Below are 16,503 nucleotides of genomic sequence, written 5' to 3' on the forward strand. Positions count from 1 at the left end.
CCATGCAGGTCAAATCCATCCCCTCCCAGGTCGTGGTCAAGCTGGCCGCCTGCGTGCTGACGCTGGCCCTGCTGGTGGTGGCGGTGCTGTTGCCGCAGCACAAGAGCATCCTGGGCCTGCGCGCGGACGTGGCCTCGGCCAAGGCGGACATCAGGCGCCAGACCGCGCTCATGCCCACCTACGCCAAGCTCCTGTCCCAGGTGAACAAGGGGCTGCCCGAGAGCGTGCCCCCGCCCAGGGAGTTGCGCGTGACCCGCGACGGCATCACGGACATCCGCACCATCTTCGTGGACGCGGCCAAGGCCCGCAGCGTGTTCCCGGAATCCGTGATCCCGGACCCCTCGTCCCTGGCCACGGACGGCAACGCCCTGAGCGTGGACTGCGTGTTCCACGGCTCCCTGGAGTCCCTGCGGGGCCTACTGCTGGACCTGGGGGCCCTGTCCTCCCTGCACAGCCTGGAGCAGGTCCACGTGCGCGAGGAGGGCCGCGAGGCCGTGATGCGCGTCAAGGCATGGATGAACCTGGACTAGCCGCCGGGCCCAACGCAAAGGAAACACGATGCCCAAGCGCCAACTCATATTGCTGATCCTCATGGGACTGACCGTGGCCTTCGCCGCGGCGGACCTGCTCTTCGGCGACGCGCCCGCGCCCCCCGCCGAGGCCCGCCAGGAAGACCTGGACAAGCTCGTCAAACAGGTAGACACCCTCCTGGCCGCCCAGAAGCTGACGGACGTGGAGGCCTACCGCATCTCCCTGCTGGGCGGTCCGGACGCGGGCGACCCCCTGGTCAAGCTCGGCCCCGCCGACCAAGCCGACAAGGATGTGGCCTCGCGCACCGGGGACGACCGCTTCACCTACACCGCCTTCATGCGCTTCGGCGACCAGGCCATGGCCGTGATCAACGACGAGGAATGCGCCCCGGGCGACCCCGTGGCCGACACCGGGTACACGCTTCTGGGCGTCACCCGGGAGGCCGCCACCATCCAGGGCAACAATCCCACCAGCGGGACCCTGGAAAAAATCGTCATCCCCATCCGGGAGGACATCATCACGTTCCCCGAGGAAGGGGGCAGAACCGCCGAGGATGCCGATGCAAGAAAATAGGCCCGCCCGCGCGGCCCGAAACGCCGTAACCCTCCTGCTCTGCCTGGCCGCGCTTGCCGCCCTGGGCTGCAAGAAGGAAACGAAGACCGATCCCTTCCTGGAGAAGTGGAAGATCATGGCCGAGCAGTCCCAGGGCCATTCCCCGTCTCCGCCCGAGCTCGTGGAGCCGACGGACCTCGTGGCCAAGGACGTCATGCCCCTGGAACCCGAGCGCGAACTGCCGGGGACCATGGTCAGCGAATTCGACGCCCGCAACACCAACATCGTGGCCGCCCTGCGCTCCCTGGGCCGGGCCGCCAACCAGAGCATCATGGTCAGCCCCGGGGTCGCGGGGACCATCAACGTGAGCCTCAGGGACCTGCCCTGGGACCAGGTCTTCAAGGGCATCGTCAGGACCCACGGCCTGGCCTGGGAATGGGAAGGCGACATCATCCGCGTGATGACCGCCGAGGACATGGAGAAGAACCTCAAGCTGGACCAGATCCGCTTCCGCCAGCCCCTGGTGACCACGGCGCTGAAAATCAACTACGCGGACGCCGAATCCCTGCGCGAGGACTTCGAGAAGCTGTTGTCCAAGGACTCTGAAGGCAAGGCGCGCGGGTCCGTGGAGGTGGTGGAGCACACCAACTCGCTGATCATCCACTCCGTGAAGGAGGACGTGGTCCAGATCGCCGAGCTGGTGAACAAGCTCGACCGGCCCAGCGCCCAGGTGCGCCTCAAGGCCTACATCGTGGAGACCACCGACGACGTGGCCCGCGACCTGGGCATCCAGTGGGGCGGCCTCTACAGGCGCACCCATGTCACGGGCGCGAACAACACCCTCGCCGTGGTCCCTGGCGGCATAAACGTCGACAAGGACACCGGCGAATACACCTCGGTGCTGAACTCCAACGCCGGGGGCATGTCCGGACAGGGGTACGGCGTGAACTTCCCGGGCAACACCGTGAGCGACACGGGCCAGGGCATGGCCCTGGGCCTGGTCTACGGCGCCTTGAACGGCAACGTGCTGGAAGTGCAGCTGCGGGCCCTGGCCGAGGACAACAAGCTGAACATCCTCTCCAGCCCGTCCATCACCACCCTGGACAACCAGACCGCGTACACGGAAAACGGCGAGGAAGTGCCCTTCATCACCCTGGACGAGTCGGGCAACGCGGAGGTTGAGTGGAAGGACGCGGTGCTGCGCCTGGAGATCACCCCGCACATCGTGGACAGCCTGAACCTGAAGATGGACATCGAGGTCAAGAAGGACGAGGTGGACTTCACCCGCCAGGTCCAGGGCAACCCGGTGATCATCAAGAAGGCCACCAAAACCAGCCTCATCGCCCGCAACAACGAGACAGTGGTCATCTCGGGCCTGACCCGCAGCAAATCCGGCAGCGGCACCTCGGGCGTGCCCGGGCTGAAGGACGTACCCGGCCTCGGCTGGCTGTTCAAAAGCGATTCCAAGTCCGACGAGAAGGAGGAGGTGCTGATCTTCATCACCCCCACCATCCTGGCGGAGTGGCAACACGGCGAGATCCAGAAGACCATGGAAGAGGTGGAGGCCGAGGTGCAGGCCAAGAGGGACAAGGAAAACGGCAAGGACGAACAGGACCGCTAACGCCGGCCCGGACAGAGGCATGAACTACTTCGACGTACTCGATCTCAGGGCGGAGCCTTTCTCCAACACCCCGGACCCGGACTTCCTGTACCGGTCCTCCGGGCACGAGGGCTGCCTGCACACCCTGGAGATTTCCCTGCGCCTGCGCCGCGGCCTGTGCGTCGTCCTGGGCGAGGTGGGCACGGGCAAGACGACCCTCTGCCGGGAGCTGTTGCGGATCCTGTCCGAGGACGGGGCCGTGACCGCCCACCTGGTGCTGGACCCGGGATTCTCATCGCCCCGCGAGATGCTCACCACCCTGCACTCCCTGCTCTACAGGGAGCGGGGCGCGGCGGCCCTCTCCGACTGGCAGCTCAAGGAGGACATCAAGCACGCCCTGTTCGAGTACGGAGCGGACCAGGACAGGCTGCTTTGCCTGATCATCGACGAAGGCCAAAAGCTCACGCCCCCGTGCCTGGAGGTCCTGCGCGAACTCCTGAACTACGAGACCAACGACAGGAAACTCCTGCAAATCGTGATCTTCGCCCAGACGGAATTCCGGGAATCCCTGGAGGCCATGCCCAACCTGCGGGACCGGGTCAACGACATCATCTCCCTGGGCCCCCTGAGTTTCAAGGAAACCGTGGCCATGGTCCGCCACCGCCTGGACCGGGCCAAGGCCGGATACGGAACGCCCGAGCTCTTCACCAGCCTGGGCTACCGGGCCCTGTACAGGCTCACCGGGGGCTATCCCCGGCGCATCGTGCGCCTGGGGCACAAGGTCATCCTGTCCCTGATCCTGAGCCAGCGGCGCAAGGCCAGCTGGGGTCTGGTGCGGGCCTGCTCCCGCCGGGAGGAGGCAGGCCCTGAGCCCAACGGCGCGCGCCTGGCCCCGGCCGCGCTCCTGGTCCTGCTCTGCGTGCTGGGGATGCTGGTCTGGCCCGCGCCCCTGCAACTGCCGCCCTGGCCCGCGCACACGCACCGCGCGGAAGCCGTCCAGCCCGGGGAAGCCGCTCGGACGTCCGGCAGGCAGGCCCGCTTCATGCCGTCGCCGACCCCCGCCGCCCGCGAAACGGCCCCGGCCGCCGCCACAGCGCCGCCGCCCATCCTGGGTCAGGTGCGCATACACGCAGGCGAAAACATTTCCCATCTCACACGCGTGGTCTACGGCAGCTTCAACCGCTCGACCCTGGAGACGGTGCTGGACGCCAACCCGGCCCTGGAAAACCCGGACCGCATCGAGGCGGGCGACACCATCCGCTTCTCCTCGCGGGGCATGGCCTTCCAGCTTTCCTGGTGGGTGCCCCTGGCCGAAGCCGGAACCCTGGCCGAGGCCGTGACCCAGTGGCGGGCCCGACGCCCCCGGGGCGACGCGAAGATCCTCGCCTGCAAGGACGGTGAAGACGGCCTGCGTTTCGTGCTCACGGCCGGAGGCGGCCACGAGACCAGGGCCGAAGCAGCGGCCCACGGCGACGAGGACCCGGCCTCGGGATGGGCCCTGGCCTGCACCGACGCGGCACCGGCGCGCGCCGCGGGTCCCTGGCGCGGATCCGGCCAGGCGACGACCCCGCGAACCCCCGAGATGCTTGGCGAAGTGGACATGCGCCCCGACGAGGACCTGCCCACCCTGGCGGGCGTGGTCTACGGCGACGCCAGCCCGCGCACCCTGGCCGCCCTGCGCAAGGCCAACCCCGGCCTGACGCCTTCGGGGCGGACGGGCGCGGAGGACGTCCTGCGCTTTCCCCTGGCGGGCCTGGCCTTCCGCGAGGCCTGGTGGGTGCCCCTGGCCGAGGCCCGGACCCTGGCCGGAGCCATGGCCCTGTGGCGGGCCGCGCCCTTCCTGCCCGAGGCGCGGATTCTGGCCTGGTGGAGCCACGGCCACGGCCTGCGCTTCGCCGTGACCGCCGGGGCGCCCTGCGCCACCGAGGAACAGGCCGGAAGCGAAGCCCGGGCCCTGGGCGTCACCATACTTCCCAGGGGCGGACAGGCTCTCGTTTTCGCCGACGGGCCCCGGACCGAGGAACACGCAGCCGTCCGCCGCGGCGGGGCAAAGGAACAACAATGAAGATGACCAACAGGAAAAGGCTGGGCGAGATGCTCGTGGAGGCGGGCATGCTGGAGCCCGCACAGCTCAAAGCCGTGCTCGCGGACCAGCGCAAGAGCGGCCTGCGCCTGGGCGAATTCCTGGTGCATTCGGGCATGGTCCGCGAAGAGGCCATCCTGGAACTCATCAGCGACCAGGTGGGCATCCCCAGTTACGACTCCGACAAGCACCCCTTCGAGGTCGGCGTGGAGTCCCTGGTGCCCCTGGAGCTGGCCCAAAAGCACAAGGTCGTGCCGCTGACGCGCAAGGGGCGGCTGCTCACCGTGGCCACGCCCGACCCCATGGACATCGAGGCCCTGGACGCCGTGGAGATCCACACCAACCTGGAGGTGGAGCCGCTGATCTGCACCCAGCGGGACTTCGAATCCCTGTGCTACTCCATCTACGGCATCTCCTCGGACCTGGACCAGGTCATGGACGGCATGAACGAACAGGGCGCGGACGGCGGCGCCGTGTCCACCGAAGTCCGGGAATCGGAATTCACTGTCAGCTCGCTGCAGGAAATGGCCGACGAGGCCCCGGTGGTGCGCCTGGTGAACTCCATCCTCTCCCAGGCCGTGCGCGACGGGGCCAGCGACGTGCACATCAGCCCGGAAAAGGACTACGTACAGCTGCGCTTTCGCGTGGACGGCAAGCTGCGCGAGGTCCCGGCCCCGCCCAAGCAGTATTTCCTGCCCATCGTCTCGCGCCTGAAGATCCTGGCCAACATGGACATCGCCGTGTCCATGGTGCCCCAGGACGGGCGCTTCTCCTTCAACTACGAGCAGCGCGAGGTGCATGTGCGCGCCTCCAGCCTGCCCACCATCTACGGCGAAAACGTGATCCTCCGGCTGCTCATGCGCAGCGGCTCGGGCCTGGGCCTGGAGGATCTGGGCCTGGAGGCGTCCGACCGGGAGAAGCTGGAATACGCGGTGCACCGGCCCTACGGCATGATCCTGGCCACCGGGCCCACGGGCAGCGGCAAGTCCACCAGCCTGTACGCGCTGCTCCGGCGCATCAACCAGCCGGACATCAACATCATCACCCTGGAGGACCCGGTGGAATACCGGGTGGCCAAGATCAGGCAGGTGCAGTTGAACCGCAAGGCAGGCATGACCTTCGCCAGCGGCCTGCGCTCCATCCTGCGTCAGGACCCGGACGTGATCATGGTGGGCGAGATCCGCGACGCCGAGACCGCGGGCATCGCCGTGCAGGCCGCCCTCACGGGCCACAGGCTGCTCTCGACCATCCACACCAACGACGCGGCCGGGGCCGTGACCCGGCTGACGGAGATGGGCGTGGAGCCCTTCCTGGTGGCCTCCACCCTACTGGTGAGCATGGCCCAGCGCCTGGTGCGCCGGGTCTGCCCGCACTGCAAGGAGGCCTACGATCCGCCCGAGGCCGCCCTCAGGGCCATGGGCATCGAGCCCGACGGGCACACCTTCTACCGGGGCAAGGGCTGCCACCGCTGCAACCACGTGGGCTACCAGGGCCGCGTGGGCCTGTACGAGATCCTGAACATCGACGAGATGGTCCAGGAGATGATCATGCGCCGGGCCCCGGCCAAGGAGATCACCCGCGCGGCCGTGGCCGCCGGAACCCTGCGCACCCTGCGCGAGGACGGGGCCTCCAAGGTCCTGGCCGGGCTGACCACCCTGGAAGAGGCCGCCTCGGCGGTGCTGGTGTAGAGGCGGGAGAGACGCGATGAACTTCAAGTACAAGGCCCTGACCGACAGCGGCAGCACGGTTTCCGGCAGCATCGCGGCCGAGAACCCGGAGCACGCGCGCCAGCTCATCGCGGCCAAGGGCTTCATCCCGCAATCCGTGAAGGAAGGCGGCGGGGGCGACGGCGATTCGGCCTCCCCCGCCTGGATGGAGGCCGTGAACCGTTGGCTGGCCAAGGTCAAGGCCGACGACCTGATGCTCTTCACCAAGCAGTTCAGGACAATGCTGGACGCCGGGTTGCCCGTGTCGCGGCTCTTGCAGGTCCTGGAGCAGCAGACCGAAAACAGGAAGCTCAAGTTCGCCATCGTGGCGATGCAGCAAGACATCAACCAGGGCGCCTCGATGTACAAGGCGTTTTCCGCCCACCCGGCCTGCTTCAACGAACTCTATTGCAGCATGCTGCGCGCGGGCGAGATCAGCGGCAACGTGACCTCGGTCATGGAACGCCTCATCTATCTCATCGATCACGAATCCAAGGTCCGGGGCAAGATCAAGTCCGCCCTGACCTATCCGGCCATCGTGCTGGTCACGCTCATCGGCGCGTTCTTCTTCCTCTTGAACTTCGTGATCCCCAAGTTCATCCCCATCTTCCGCAAGGCCAAGCTCGACCTGCCCTGGCCCACGGAGCTGTGCATCGCCATGAACCAGGGCCTCCAGCACTACTGGCACGTGGGCCTGATTGCGCTGGCCGTGCTGGTCGCGGCCGTGATTCTCTATTGCAAGACCCCCCAGGGCCGCCACAACAGGGACAAGCTGTATCTCAAGGTCCCCCTTATCGGCCCGGTGTTGAAAAAGGCGGCCATGAGCCGTTTCTCCAGCATCTTCGCCATACTGCAATCCAGCGGAGTGTCGGTGCTGGAATCCGTGTCCATCATCTCGCGGACCATCGGCAACGCGGCCATCGCCCGCGAGTTCGACAGCCTGGAGGACAAGCTCAAGGAGGGCCGGGGAATATCCGCGCCGCTCAAGACCAGCAAATACTTCACGCCCATGGTCATCAACATGATCGCCATCGGCGAGGAGACCGGCAACCTGGACGAAATGCTCCAGGAGGTTGCCAAGCACTACGACTATGAGGTTGAGTATTCAGTAAACAAGATGTCGGACATGATCGGACCGCTGTTGGTGCTCGGCCTGTCCTTCGTCGTGGGATTCTTCGCGATGGCAGTAATGCTGCCCATCTTCGACTTGGTGAAAATGGCCCAGTAGCAACCATATATTTCGGCGCTCTAGCAGCTCGGGCCTTGCCCGCAGCATGCAGGCATACATCCTGAACCCCGCCTCTGCGGGACAAACAAACGGAGAGAAGCATGAACACGAACCGCAACAACAGGCGCAAGGGTTTCACCCTCATCGAACTGGTGGCCGTGATGGTCATCCTGGGCATCCTGGCCGCCGTGGCCGTGCCCAAGTACATGGACATGACCGAGCAGGCCGAGATCGGCGCGGCCCAAGGCGCCCTGGGCGCGGGCAAATCCGTGTGCTCCATGGCCTACGCCAAGGCCGCCATGACGAACCTCGGCGAGCCCACCATCGCCCAGGTGCTGGCCGCCATCGGCACTGCCGCCGAGCAGGCCGACGCGGTGGAGAGCGACGACTACAGGGTTGCCATCACGGCGGGTACCGCGACCAACCAGCTGCAGATCACCGTGTACAACTCTGAAGACGTAGCCATCACCTTCCCCAGCACGGTTGTCACCACGTGGACGATGCCCTAGCCTCTGGATGAAAATTGCCGTTCCCCGGCCGCGCGCGGCGCGGCCGGGGGGCGCAAGGCGGCTTCATGCAGCGTAGCGCACGCCCCTCTCTGATCGCGGGATTCACCCTGGTGGAGTTGACCGCCGTGCTGGTCATCCTGGGCACTCTGGCCGGGCTGGCCGTGGCCAAATACGCCGACATGATGGACACGGCGCGCACGAACGCGGCCCAGGGGGCCGTGGCCGCCGGGCGATCCACCCTGGCCATGGCCTATGGCTCGGAGTTCATCTCCCGAGGACGGGAACCCTCGGCCGGGGAGGTCATCGCCACGGCGACCGCATCCGGTGTCGAAAGCGACTTCGCGGTGGAATTCGGCGGACCGGACGAATCCGGCGCGATAACCATCACCGTGACCCTGGACGGATTCGAGGTCGTCGAAACCTGGAACCTGCCATGACCACGCGCACGCCACATACCCCGGGCTTCACGATCCTGGAACTGATCACGGTCATCGTGCTCATGGGCATCCTGTCCGCGGCGCTGGCCATTTCGGCCAACACGGACACCGACCTGGGCGAGCAGACCGACCTGCTCAAATCCCGCATCCGCTACGCCCAGGCCCGGGCCATGGGAGGCAACACGGCCTTCGGCGTCTCCTGCAACGGAAACTCGTATTTCCTGTTCGCAGGCATATCCACCAGCAACCAGAAGATCTTCCCCGCCGAGGACGACGAGGTCGTATCCCTGCCTTCGGGCGTCACGGTGTCGTCCTTCGTGGTATCCTTCGACGAATGGGGCGTCCCTTACAGCGACGCGGGGCAAAGCACGGGACTCGCCAACACGTTGAGCATCACCCTGAGCACGGACGAGGCTTCCGCCACAGTAGCCGTCACGCCGATCACGGGGTTCGTGCCATGAGACCTCGCACGCACAAAAATTTCCGCCCGGGCTTCACCCCGGGCTTCACCCTCCTGGAGATAATCCTGGTCCTGGTGGTGGGCATGCTGCTCACGGCCCTGCTGGTGCAGATGGGCTACCAGGCCGCCGAGGCCACCCGGGCCATGCGCATGGTGAACCTGGAGTTCGAAACCATTCGCGAGGCCGAACGCGTCACCGCCAAATACCGTAAACGCATCGAAGAAAACGCCCTGAACCTCGACTCCCTGCTGAATTCCTGGACTGCGGACGATGGCGTGACCATGGATTCGGACCCCATCACCGTGCATTCCACCGACGGCGGCTACACATTCCGATACGCCACCATCCGTCGCGTGACCCTGACAAAGGACGGCCAGACCATGGCCGCGTATTTCACGGAATAGGAGTCGCCGGACCATGCGCAGACGCCGAAACGCCAAGGGCTTCGCCCCGGGTTTCACCCTCCTGGAGATGATCGCGGTCATCGTCCTTTTGGGCATCGTTTCCGCGGCGTTTGCCGACAGCCTTGTCTATGGCGTACGCAATTATCTCTCGGCACGCGACGCGACGGCCCTGGCCCAAAAGGCGCGCCTGGCCCTGACCAGGATGTACGTGGAACTGGCCGAAATCCAAGGCCTCGACCCCTCGCACTCGGGCAGCATCGGCGAGTCGGCGTTCTACTATCTGGACCACGACGGCCAGTCCGGTTCACTGGTCCTGGCGGACGGGGAAATTCGCATGAATGGCCAGCCCCTGGTGGACAATGTGGCCGATTACGGCTCATCGGAGCTGTTCACCTATTTGGACGAGAACGACAATTCCTGGTCCACTTCCGACGGCTTCGACGCCCTGTACCGCATCACCGTGGAATTGCGCCTGACCTCGGCCATAGATTCCGGCGAGGCCAGCGTCTTCACCTTCACGGTCACTCCGCGCCGGACAACCACGCCCGACGCGCCCAAATTGGAGTAGTATCATGCAACAGGCCGCACGCGTCTCCCCTTCCCGCAGATCCCGCACCCGACGGGGCGCGGCGATCCTCGCGGTGGTGCTGGCCCTGATCGCTCTCGGGGCCCTGAGCGCCGTCATCGCGCAACTCGACTCCACAGCCAAAGTGGAGCAGGGCAAGGCTCTGCCCGCGCGCCAAGCCTTCTACGCGGCCGAGGCCGGGTTGCGGCTGGTCACGGCCGAATACAACAACGCCCCGGCCAGCACGGACAAGGCCGGGCTTCTCGGCGACATCGACGGCAAGACATTCACCCTGAACGCCGCGACCAACGAACATTTCACCATGAACGTCTTCTCCTACGGCTTCAGGGTCACGGCGGTGAACAACAGCTCCTCGCCCAAGACCATCACGGCCAGGGCCGTGCGCAGCGTGCCCCTGGCGAACATGGACGATCCGGGCTCCAGCGCGCTGATCAGCTTCCCGGTGGGCGGCATGATCAGCGTCCAGGACGAGATCGGCAACGACATCCCCGTGACCCTGGTGGCCGGGCCCGGCGGCTCCGGGGCCCGGGTGGACCAGAGCGGCGTAGCGGACGTCGTGACCTTCTACTTTTCCGGCGATCTGCCCGCGGCCAGCGCGGACCTGGACTTCGTGAACATCGCCTTCGAGTCCAGCGGCGGGGCCACCCTGAGCGGCGACACCGTGCGCAACCTGCCCCCGGGCCTTTCCAGCTTCCCGCCGCGCAACGGGCGCATCGGCTTCCAGGGCACGGACAAGGCCTACACCTACCGCACCCGCACAGTGGAATCCAACGGCTCCGTGACCCTGGCCGGTGTGGAGGCCGACGGCGGCTCCATGGACATTGCTGATTTCCGCAACGCGGTGATCATCCTGCGCAAGACCTACGCCTTCCAGTCCGTGGGCTCCGTGGGCAGCGGCGACACCCTGGCCACCAAGACCCTGGTCTACTACGCCGCGCCCAAGGACGAATCCTCCACCATCGACCCCGACGACGTGTCCGACGCCACCGTGGAGCTGACCATGGAGGACTTCAGCGACTTCAACGCCAACGACCGCAACAACCTGAACCGCACCCGCTACGAGTCGTCCCAGGGCAACCACCCCTATTACGCGGCCATGTACAGCAGCAACCAGGGCCACGGCGGGGGCTCGACCCTGACCAGCAAGTTCGTCAAGCTGGACATCGACAACTTCCGGGACCAGTGGCTGGCCGACTCCCTGCTGCATCGCCTGTCCTATGACGTGCAGATCAAGATCGGCTCCGGGTATCAACTGGACAACGCGGCCATGGGCCTGTGCGTGCGCCACCACAAGGACAGCGGCAACGACAATTTCTACGCGGTGTCGTTCATGAAATACGCATCGAGCGGCACGGACTACATCCCCAGCGGCATCAAGCCCCCGGGCCTGGCGGGCCGCATCCTGCTGGTCCTCTGGCGGCAGAAGGACGGGGTGCGCGACTGGATCGCCTACAAGGACATCACCGACGACGTGGGCACCGCACCCGACCAGTGGGACGGCGACGGCCAGATCGTCTCGGACAACACCACCATGCTCATCCGCGTGGAGGAACAGTACGTCCAGGGCGTGAAGGTCAACCGCATCAAGGTCTTCTTCGGCGACGGGGCGAACGATATCCCGGACGGCGACCGCAACCTCTCCGCGCCCTACGTGCCCTACGACATAGTGGCCGGGCGGGACGAAGGCTACTGGGAGGACTACTACCACTGGCTGTGGGGCTGGCGGCAGCGCTGGGTGGAGAACTACGTGATCTACGGCGGGCGCAAGCGCTACTCGCCGAGCTGGATACTGGATACGGGCGCCTACAACTGGTCCTGGGACCCCTCGTTCCCGCCCCTGGACATCGACGACTGGTCGGCCGGCGTGGACTACTTCTCGTTCATCGAGACCTCGCCGCCCACCTACACCGCAGGCGGAACGAGCGCGCGCCAGTGCACCTGGGACGGATTCAACTCGAGCAGGGTGGCGACCTTCACCGGCGCGGACATCCGCATCCTGTCCGACGGCGGCACCATCCGCTCAAAGGAATTCGTCACGCCCAACGACAGCTTCCCCAGCAACTCGGAACAGCGGGCCGAGGTGGCGCTGCACGCCTTCGGATACATGCGCAACGCCAACCACGCCGCGACCTTCGACGACCTGGCCATCCAGTTTCTGCTGTACAACTAAGCCCGGAGACAAGCCATGCGCACGATCATGACCCTTTCCCTGCTGGCCGCCCTGCTCCTGGCCCCCGCATCGGCCCTGGCCATGCGCGCCGTCGAGGACGGAGCCCCCACGGAGTCCACCACCTCTTCGTCCGCGACCAAACAGAAAACCCGCAAGGCCCCCCAGCCCGCCCGGAGCAAGGGCACGCTGACCATCCGCACCGCGCCCGATGGCCAGACGACCGGGACGCCTAAGCCCCCCGCGCCCAAGGAGTAGCCATGCCCCAGCGCCCCGCGCGCCCACTGCTCTCGATCCTCGCGGCCTGCCTCCTGCTGGCCGCGTCCCATTCCGCCCGCGCCTTCGACGCCTCGCCCCGGGGCATCGAACACGTGCGCACGGCGGGCCCGTCCTGGGAAGGGTTCACCAACCACGACGGCCGGGGGCTGTATCATGAGATTCTCAAGGCGGTGTTCGGGCTCTACGGCGTGCGTGTGACCCACGACTACGTGCCCAGCCAGGAGGCCTACGACCTGGTGCGCGTGGGCCGGGCGGACATGATGCTCTGCCACGACAAGCCCCTGCCCGGGTTGACCCTGGCCACGGAGCCCATGTACGAGGGCGCGTACTACGTGCTGTTCCTGCGCCGTGGCGGGCCCGCCTGGGACCCGCCGCAGAGCCTCGAGGGGCGCTCCATAGCCTGGCGTCGGGGCTACTACGCGCCGGGGGACGTGCCCGCTTCCATGCGGGTGGAGGAAGCGGACCTGGGCGTCACGGCCCTGGACCGCGTGGCCGATGGCGGCCTGGACTTCTACCTGGACGACCTGAACCTGATCCAGGAATCCCTCAAGGCCCGCCCCGCCCTGGATCCGGCGGACTTCCGCATCGAACCCCTGGGGCGGCGGTCCTACCGGCCCCTGCTCAAGCCCTCGCAGCGGGGCCTGGCCGTCAGGGACCTCTACGACCTGGGCATGGCCGAACTGCGCGCCCGGGGCGAATTGCGGCCCATCTTCGAGAAATGGGGATTTCCCCTGCCCGCCGGGCGCACGCCCTGAAGCCTTCCGCCTAGTCCAGGACGAGATGTTCCGTGAGGTCCGAGCGCAGCACGGCGTCCAGTTCGCCCAGGTCGTCGGCCTTGTGACGGGCGAAGAGAAAAGCGAACACGGGGTATTCGCGCCAGTCGATGCGCCGCAGTTCCAGGGGCTGGGCAAACCGCCCCGCAAAGCCTTCATAGTCCACGGCCCTGATCCTGGCGGGATCGACTCCCGGAGCCACATCGCCGAGCACCATGCTGGTCACCGTGCCCTCGCGCCCCGCGCACAGGGCCTCCCAATCCGGGCGCTCGTCGCGCAGGTAGGCCCCGTACGGATCGTAGCCCCAGGCGTGCCAGGTCAGGTCCGCCACGCACCAGCCCGCGAAACGCATGGGATTGACCTCGATGAACCCGGCGCGGCCCTCGTCGTCCAGGCGCAGTTCCACGTGGGCCGGGAAATCCGTCAGCCCGGCCAGGCGGCCCATGTCGGCCAGCAGCCCGCGGAAGCGCTCCCCGTGGGCGCGCACGATGTCCGGCGAGGTCACGTAGACCCGGTCGGCCACGTTGTCCTCGTCCGGGAAGAAATGGTGCAGGATGTTCAGGATCACGGGCTCGCCCCGCCCGTCCCAGTAGACGTCCACGGCGTACTCCTGGCCGGGGATGTTCTCCTCGATGAGGAACCGCCCCACGTCCAGGACCTGGGCGGGATATTGGGTCCGGATGGCGGCCACCTCCGCGCGGATGGCGGCCGCGACCCCGGGCCAGTCCGCGTCCTCGGCCACCCGGTGCACGCCCAGGCTGAAGAAGCCCACCGCGGGCTTGATGATGAAGGGCTTGGAAAACGCCGCCGGGTCCACCGCGTCCAGGTCCGCGAGGTCCACGCCCCGGAATCCGAAGTCCGGGAACAGGGGCCGCATCAGTTCGCGGAAGCGCTCCTTGTTCTTGAACAGCTCCACGCGCCCGGGCAGGGGCGAGAAATCCAGATGCCCGCCGATCCAGCCGATGGCGTTCTCGGAGTTCAGGTACAGCCGGGGGGCCCGGCCATCGCGCACCCGGGCGACGAACTCGGCCTCGGAAACCAGGCTCGGGGCGTTTCCCAGGGCGGCGCGGGCCTGGGGGGTGTCCAGCACGGGAATGGACTCGGCCAGGATGCGGTCCTTGAGGTATTGGGAGACATAGGGCTTGTCCAGAATGATCATGGCGTCCTCCTAGGAGCGGTGAACCCGGGTTCCTATCCCAATCCCCCGCACCAGGCAACCACGCGCCACCTTGACAAGAGCCCCCCGGGCAGTACATTTCCCTGGCGAGCCGAACCACAGCCCAGGAGCCACCCATGCCCATGTATGAATACGAATGCACCAAGTGCGGCCTTCGCTTCGAGGAACTGGCCGGGTGCGACGATCCCTGCCCGCCCTGCCCCCAGTGCTCGGGCGCGGCCGACAAGGTGGTCTCCGCGGCGTCCATCCGCACGGAATACGCCAGCCCCATAGACCGGGGCGTAGCACCCATGGTGGGCTACAACCCCACGGGCCGCAAGCCCGCCTGCCCCATGGCGGGGGGGTGCGGTTCCTGCGGCGGCGGAGACGACTAGCAGGCCGCCCACAAACAGCGATCTGCTTCGTTGCTGCAAAAAAGGCAAAACCTCGCGTATGGGGATACGCGTCGGTCTTGCCTTTTTCTTGCGCCTCGCATCTCACTATTTGTGGACGGCCTGCGCGAAATGCCAATTTCCACATTCCGCGCCTGCTTCTGACCACGGTCTGACGCCGGACGCACGAAAGCGCCCCGCATACGCAGGCCGCTCGCAATCACTCACAGATACGGGAAGCCCCCGAAAAGAAGAGCTCCGGGGCGGGTCGCCTAGCGGATCTCGGCCTCGGCGTGCAGCGCGTCGCCGGCGTCCAGGCTGGCCATGAGCGGTTCGGCCAGGGCCCGGAACGCGGCCATGCGCGCCTTGGTCACGGGGGCGCAGGACGGGGACTTGATGGTCCGGGGGTTCACGAAGGAGCCGTTCTTCTTCATGCGGAAGTCCAGGTGCGGCCCGGTGGCCGTGCCCGTGGCCCCCACGTAGCCGATGACCTGCCCCTGCTTCACGCGCTGGCCGCTGCGCAGGCCCCTGGCGAAGCCCTTGAGGTGCATGTAGGTGGTCTCGTACACGCTGTTGTGGCGGATCTTGACGTAGTTGCCGCCGCCCCGGTCCCAGCCCTTCTTGAGCACCGTGCCGTCGCCCACGGTCTTCACGGGGGTGCCCGTGGGAGCCGCGTAGTCGATGGCCGGATGGGCCCGCCGGACGTGCAGCACGGGGTGCAGGCGGCGCAGATTGAAGCCCGAGGAAATGCGCGAAAACTCCAGCGGGGCCTTGAGGAAGGCCTTGCGCAGGGAGCGCCCGTTCTCGTCGTAGTAGTCCGTGCGGCCGCTGTCGTCCGCAAACAGGAAACCGTTGAAGGTCTCGCCCTGGTTCACGAAGCGCGCCGCCTCGATGGCGCCGTACCCGGCGAACTCGCCGTCGCGATAGCGCTTCTCCACCACGGCCACAAAGGAATCGCCCTGCCTGATGTCGCGGATGAAGTCCACGTCCCAGGCGAACATCTCGGCCAGACGCACGGCCAGGGCGGGTTTCTCCCCGGCCTCGGCCACGGCCTCGTACAGGGACGAATCGATGTTCCCGCGCACCACGCGGGTCTCGGTGTCGTAGACGATGTCCTCCTTGAGCACGTCGTAGCCCGCGCCGCCCAAGGCCACCACCAGCATCTCCTCGCCCGAAATCTCATACTCGAAGCGTTTCAGCCTGCCCTCGCTGGAGACGATGCGATACGGCCTGCCCGCGCGCATTCTGGACAGGGGATAGACCTCCCTGCTGCGCTGGTTCAGGTCGTGAATCTCCGCCGGGCTCAGGTATTCGGACAACAGGGACGAGGCCGTCTGCCCCCGCAGCACGGTCCGCTCCACCACGTCCAGGGCCGGTTCCTCCGGAGCCGGGGCTGATTCGGCCGCCGCCTGCAGCGCCTGGGGCGCGGCCAGTTCCGCTTCGGCCACGTCGCTGGTTCGGTTCTGCGGGTTGTGGACCATGAGCACGAAGAACGCCACGCCGAGAACGGCCAGGAGCGCCAGCCCGGCGAGTGAAATGCGGGTGGCGCGTCGTTCCCTGGCCCGGTCCCTGAACAGGTTCCTGCGCTGTCGAGTGAAGAGTGCCATAAGCTTGCCCTGCCCTGTCCGGGGTTCCCTCC

The 16,503-nt window shown here is 66.8% G+C and carries 17 protein-coding genes; 15 read left to right on the top strand and 2 right to left on the bottom strand.

What is annotated here, in order from left to right; translation table 11 throughout:
- The first annotated feature begins 2 nt into the window (after positions 1–2).
- From ACYYG1_RS00185 to ACYYG1_RS00250, 14 genes are all read left to right on the top strand, one after another.
- Positions 3–530, top strand: a complete 528-nt coding sequence (locus ACYYG1_RS00185) for a hypothetical protein (RefSeq protein ID WP_461208242.1) — start codon at positions 3–5, stop codon at positions 528–530.
- A 28-nt stretch (positions 531–558) separates the two neighbouring features.
- Positions 559–1,104 (top strand): hypothetical protein, encoded by a 546-nt coding sequence (locus ACYYG1_RS00190; RefSeq protein ID WP_461208243.1) that lies wholly within the window; start codon positions 559–561, stop codon positions 1,102–1,104.
- Positions 1,091–2,704 carry a type IV pilus secretin PilQ gene (gene pilQ / locus ACYYG1_RS00195; RefSeq protein ID WP_461208244.1) on the top strand — a complete coding sequence of 538 codons (1,614 nt, stop codon included), beginning with the start codon at positions 1,091–1,093 and terminating at the stop codon, positions 2,702–2,704. Before ACYYG1_RS00190 ends, pilQ begins: the two co-directional genes overlap by 14 nt.
- Positions 2,705–2,723: 19 nt before the next feature.
- Positions 2,724–4,748 carry an ExeA family protein gene (locus ACYYG1_RS00200; protein WP_461208245.1) on the top strand — a complete coding sequence of 675 codons (2,025 nt, stop codon included), beginning with the start codon at positions 2,724–2,726 and terminating at the stop codon, positions 4,746–4,748.
- A gap of 2 nt (positions 4,749–4,750) precedes the next feature.
- Entirely contained in the window at positions 4,751–6,454 is a 1,704-nt protein-coding gene (locus ACYYG1_RS00205) for a GspE/PulE family protein (protein ID WP_461208506.1), read from the top strand.
- Between the two features lie 16 nt (positions 6,455–6,470).
- The gene (locus ACYYG1_RS00210) at positions 6,471–7,700 is read left to right on the top strand and encodes a type II secretion system F family protein (protein ID WP_461208246.1); all 1,230 of its coding nucleotides are present in this window, start codon (positions 6,471–6,473) and stop codon (positions 7,698–7,700) included.
- 101 nt (positions 7,701–7,801) lie between these two features.
- Positions 7,802–8,209, top strand: a complete 408-nt coding sequence (locus ACYYG1_RS00215) for a type IV pilin protein (protein WP_461208247.1) — start codon at positions 7,802–7,804, stop codon at positions 8,207–8,209.
- 65 nt (positions 8,210–8,274) lie between these two features.
- Positions 8,275–8,646, top strand: a complete 372-nt coding sequence (locus ACYYG1_RS00220; protein WP_461208248.1) for a type II secretion system protein — start codon at positions 8,275–8,277, stop codon at positions 8,644–8,646.
- Positions 8,643–9,107, top strand: coding sequence for a pilus assembly FimT family protein (locus ACYYG1_RS00225; protein ID WP_461208249.1), 465 nt, complete (start codon positions 8,643–8,645; stop codon positions 9,105–9,107). Before ACYYG1_RS00220 ends, ACYYG1_RS00225 begins: the two co-directional genes overlap by 4 nt.
- Complete coding sequence (locus ACYYG1_RS00230) at positions 9,104–9,511, top strand: type II secretion system protein (RefSeq protein WP_461208250.1); 408 nt, start codon at positions 9,104–9,106, stop codon at positions 9,509–9,511. The genes ACYYG1_RS00225 and ACYYG1_RS00230 overlap by 4 nt, the downstream gene beginning before the upstream one ends.
- Before the next feature lie 13 nt (positions 9,512–9,524).
- Entirely contained in the window at positions 9,525–10,079 is a 555-nt protein-coding gene (locus ACYYG1_RS00235; RefSeq protein WP_461208251.1) for a prepilin-type N-terminal cleavage/methylation domain-containing protein, read from the top strand.
- Positions 10,080–10,083: 4 nt separating this feature from the next.
- A complete protein-coding gene (locus ACYYG1_RS00240) occupies positions 10,084–12,267 on the top strand; it encodes a hypothetical protein (protein WP_461208252.1) in 2,184 nt (727 codons plus the stop codon).
- A 15-nt stretch (positions 12,268–12,282) separates the two neighbouring features.
- Complete coding sequence (locus tag ACYYG1_RS00245) at positions 12,283–12,522, top strand: hypothetical protein (RefSeq protein WP_461208253.1); 240 nt, start codon at positions 12,283–12,285, stop codon at positions 12,520–12,522.
- 2 nt (positions 12,523–12,524) lie between these two features.
- On the top strand, positions 12,525–13,298 hold the full coding sequence (locus ACYYG1_RS00250; RefSeq protein ID WP_461208254.1) for a substrate-binding periplasmic protein: 774 nt from the start codon (positions 12,525–12,527) through the stop codon (positions 13,296–13,298).
- 10 nt (positions 13,299–13,308) lie between these two features.
- On the opposite strand, the gene ACYYG1_RS00255 is transcribed toward ACYYG1_RS00250, so the two are convergent.
- Positions 13,309–14,475 carry an ATP-grasp domain-containing protein gene (locus ACYYG1_RS00255; protein WP_461208255.1) on the bottom strand — a complete coding sequence of 389 codons (1,167 nt, stop codon included), beginning with the start codon at positions 14,473–14,475 and terminating at the stop codon, positions 13,309–13,311.
- Positions 14,476–14,609: 134 nt separating this feature from the next.
- On the opposite strand from ACYYG1_RS00255, the gene ACYYG1_RS00260 reads away from it, so the two are divergent.
- Positions 14,610–14,867 (top strand): FmdB family zinc ribbon protein, encoded by a 258-nt coding sequence (locus ACYYG1_RS00260; protein WP_461208256.1) that lies wholly within the window; start codon positions 14,610–14,612, stop codon positions 14,865–14,867.
- 269 nt (positions 14,868–15,136) lie between these two features.
- Here ACYYG1_RS00260 and ACYYG1_RS00265 read toward each other — a convergent pair whose 3' ends face one another.
- A complete protein-coding gene (locus tag ACYYG1_RS00265; RefSeq protein ID WP_461208257.1) occupies positions 15,137–16,471 on the bottom strand; it encodes a M23 family metallopeptidase in 1,335 nt (444 codons plus the stop codon).
- Between the last annotated feature and the right edge of the window lie 32 nt (positions 16,472–16,503).

The organism is Desulfocurvus sp. DL1XJH-121 (genome assembly GCF_054819825.1).

Coding starts and splice junctions, on each gene's coding strand:
- ACYYG1_RS00185 (WP_461208242.1), top strand. CDS start 3: ATGCAGGTCAAATCCATCCCCTCCCAGGTCGTGGTCAAGCTGGCCGCC.
- ACYYG1_RS00190 (WP_461208243.1), top strand. CDS start 559: ATGCCCAAGCGCCAACTCATATTGCTGATCCTCATGGGACTGACCGTG.
- pilQ (WP_461208244.1), top strand. CDS start 1,091: ATGCAAGAAAATAGGCCCGCCCGCGCGGCCCGAAACGCCGTAACCCTC.
- ACYYG1_RS00200 (WP_461208245.1), top strand. CDS start 2,724: ATGAACTACTTCGACGTACTCGATCTCAGGGCGGAGCCTTTCTCCAAC.
- ACYYG1_RS00205 (WP_461208506.1), top strand. CDS start 4,751: ATGACCAACAGGAAAAGGCTGGGCGAGATGCTCGTGGAGGCGGGCATG.
- ACYYG1_RS00210 (WP_461208246.1), top strand. CDS start 6,471: ATGAACTTCAAGTACAAGGCCCTGACCGACAGCGGCAGCACGGTTTCC.
- ACYYG1_RS00215 (WP_461208247.1), top strand. CDS start 7,802: ATGAACACGAACCGCAACAACAGGCGCAAGGGTTTCACCCTCATCGAA.
- ACYYG1_RS00220 (WP_461208248.1), top strand. CDS start 8,275: ATGCAGCGTAGCGCACGCCCCTCTCTGATCGCGGGATTCACCCTGGTG.
- ACYYG1_RS00225 (WP_461208249.1), top strand. CDS start 8,643: ATGACCACGCGCACGCCACATACCCCGGGCTTCACGATCCTGGAACTG.
- ACYYG1_RS00230 (WP_461208250.1), top strand. CDS start 9,104: ATGAGACCTCGCACGCACAAAAATTTCCGCCCGGGCTTCACCCCGGGC.
- ACYYG1_RS00235 (WP_461208251.1), top strand. CDS start 9,525: ATGCGCAGACGCCGAAACGCCAAGGGCTTCGCCCCGGGTTTCACCCTC.
- ACYYG1_RS00240 (WP_461208252.1), top strand. CDS start 10,084: ATGCAACAGGCCGCACGCGTCTCCCCTTCCCGCAGATCCCGCACCCGA.
- ACYYG1_RS00245 (WP_461208253.1), top strand. CDS start 12,283: ATGCGCACGATCATGACCCTTTCCCTGCTGGCCGCCCTGCTCCTGGCC.
- ACYYG1_RS00250 (WP_461208254.1), top strand. CDS start 12,525: ATGCCCCAGCGCCCCGCGCGCCCACTGCTCTCGATCCTCGCGGCCTGC.
- ACYYG1_RS00255 (WP_461208255.1), bottom strand. CDS start 14,475: ATGATCATTCTGGACAAGCCCTATGTCTCCCAATACCTCAAGGACCGC.
- ACYYG1_RS00260 (WP_461208256.1), top strand. CDS start 14,610: ATGCCCATGTATGAATACGAATGCACCAAGTGCGGCCTTCGCTTCGAG.
- ACYYG1_RS00265 (WP_461208257.1), bottom strand. CDS start 16,471: ATGGCACTCTTCACTCGACAGCGCAGGAACCTGTTCAGGGACCGGGCC.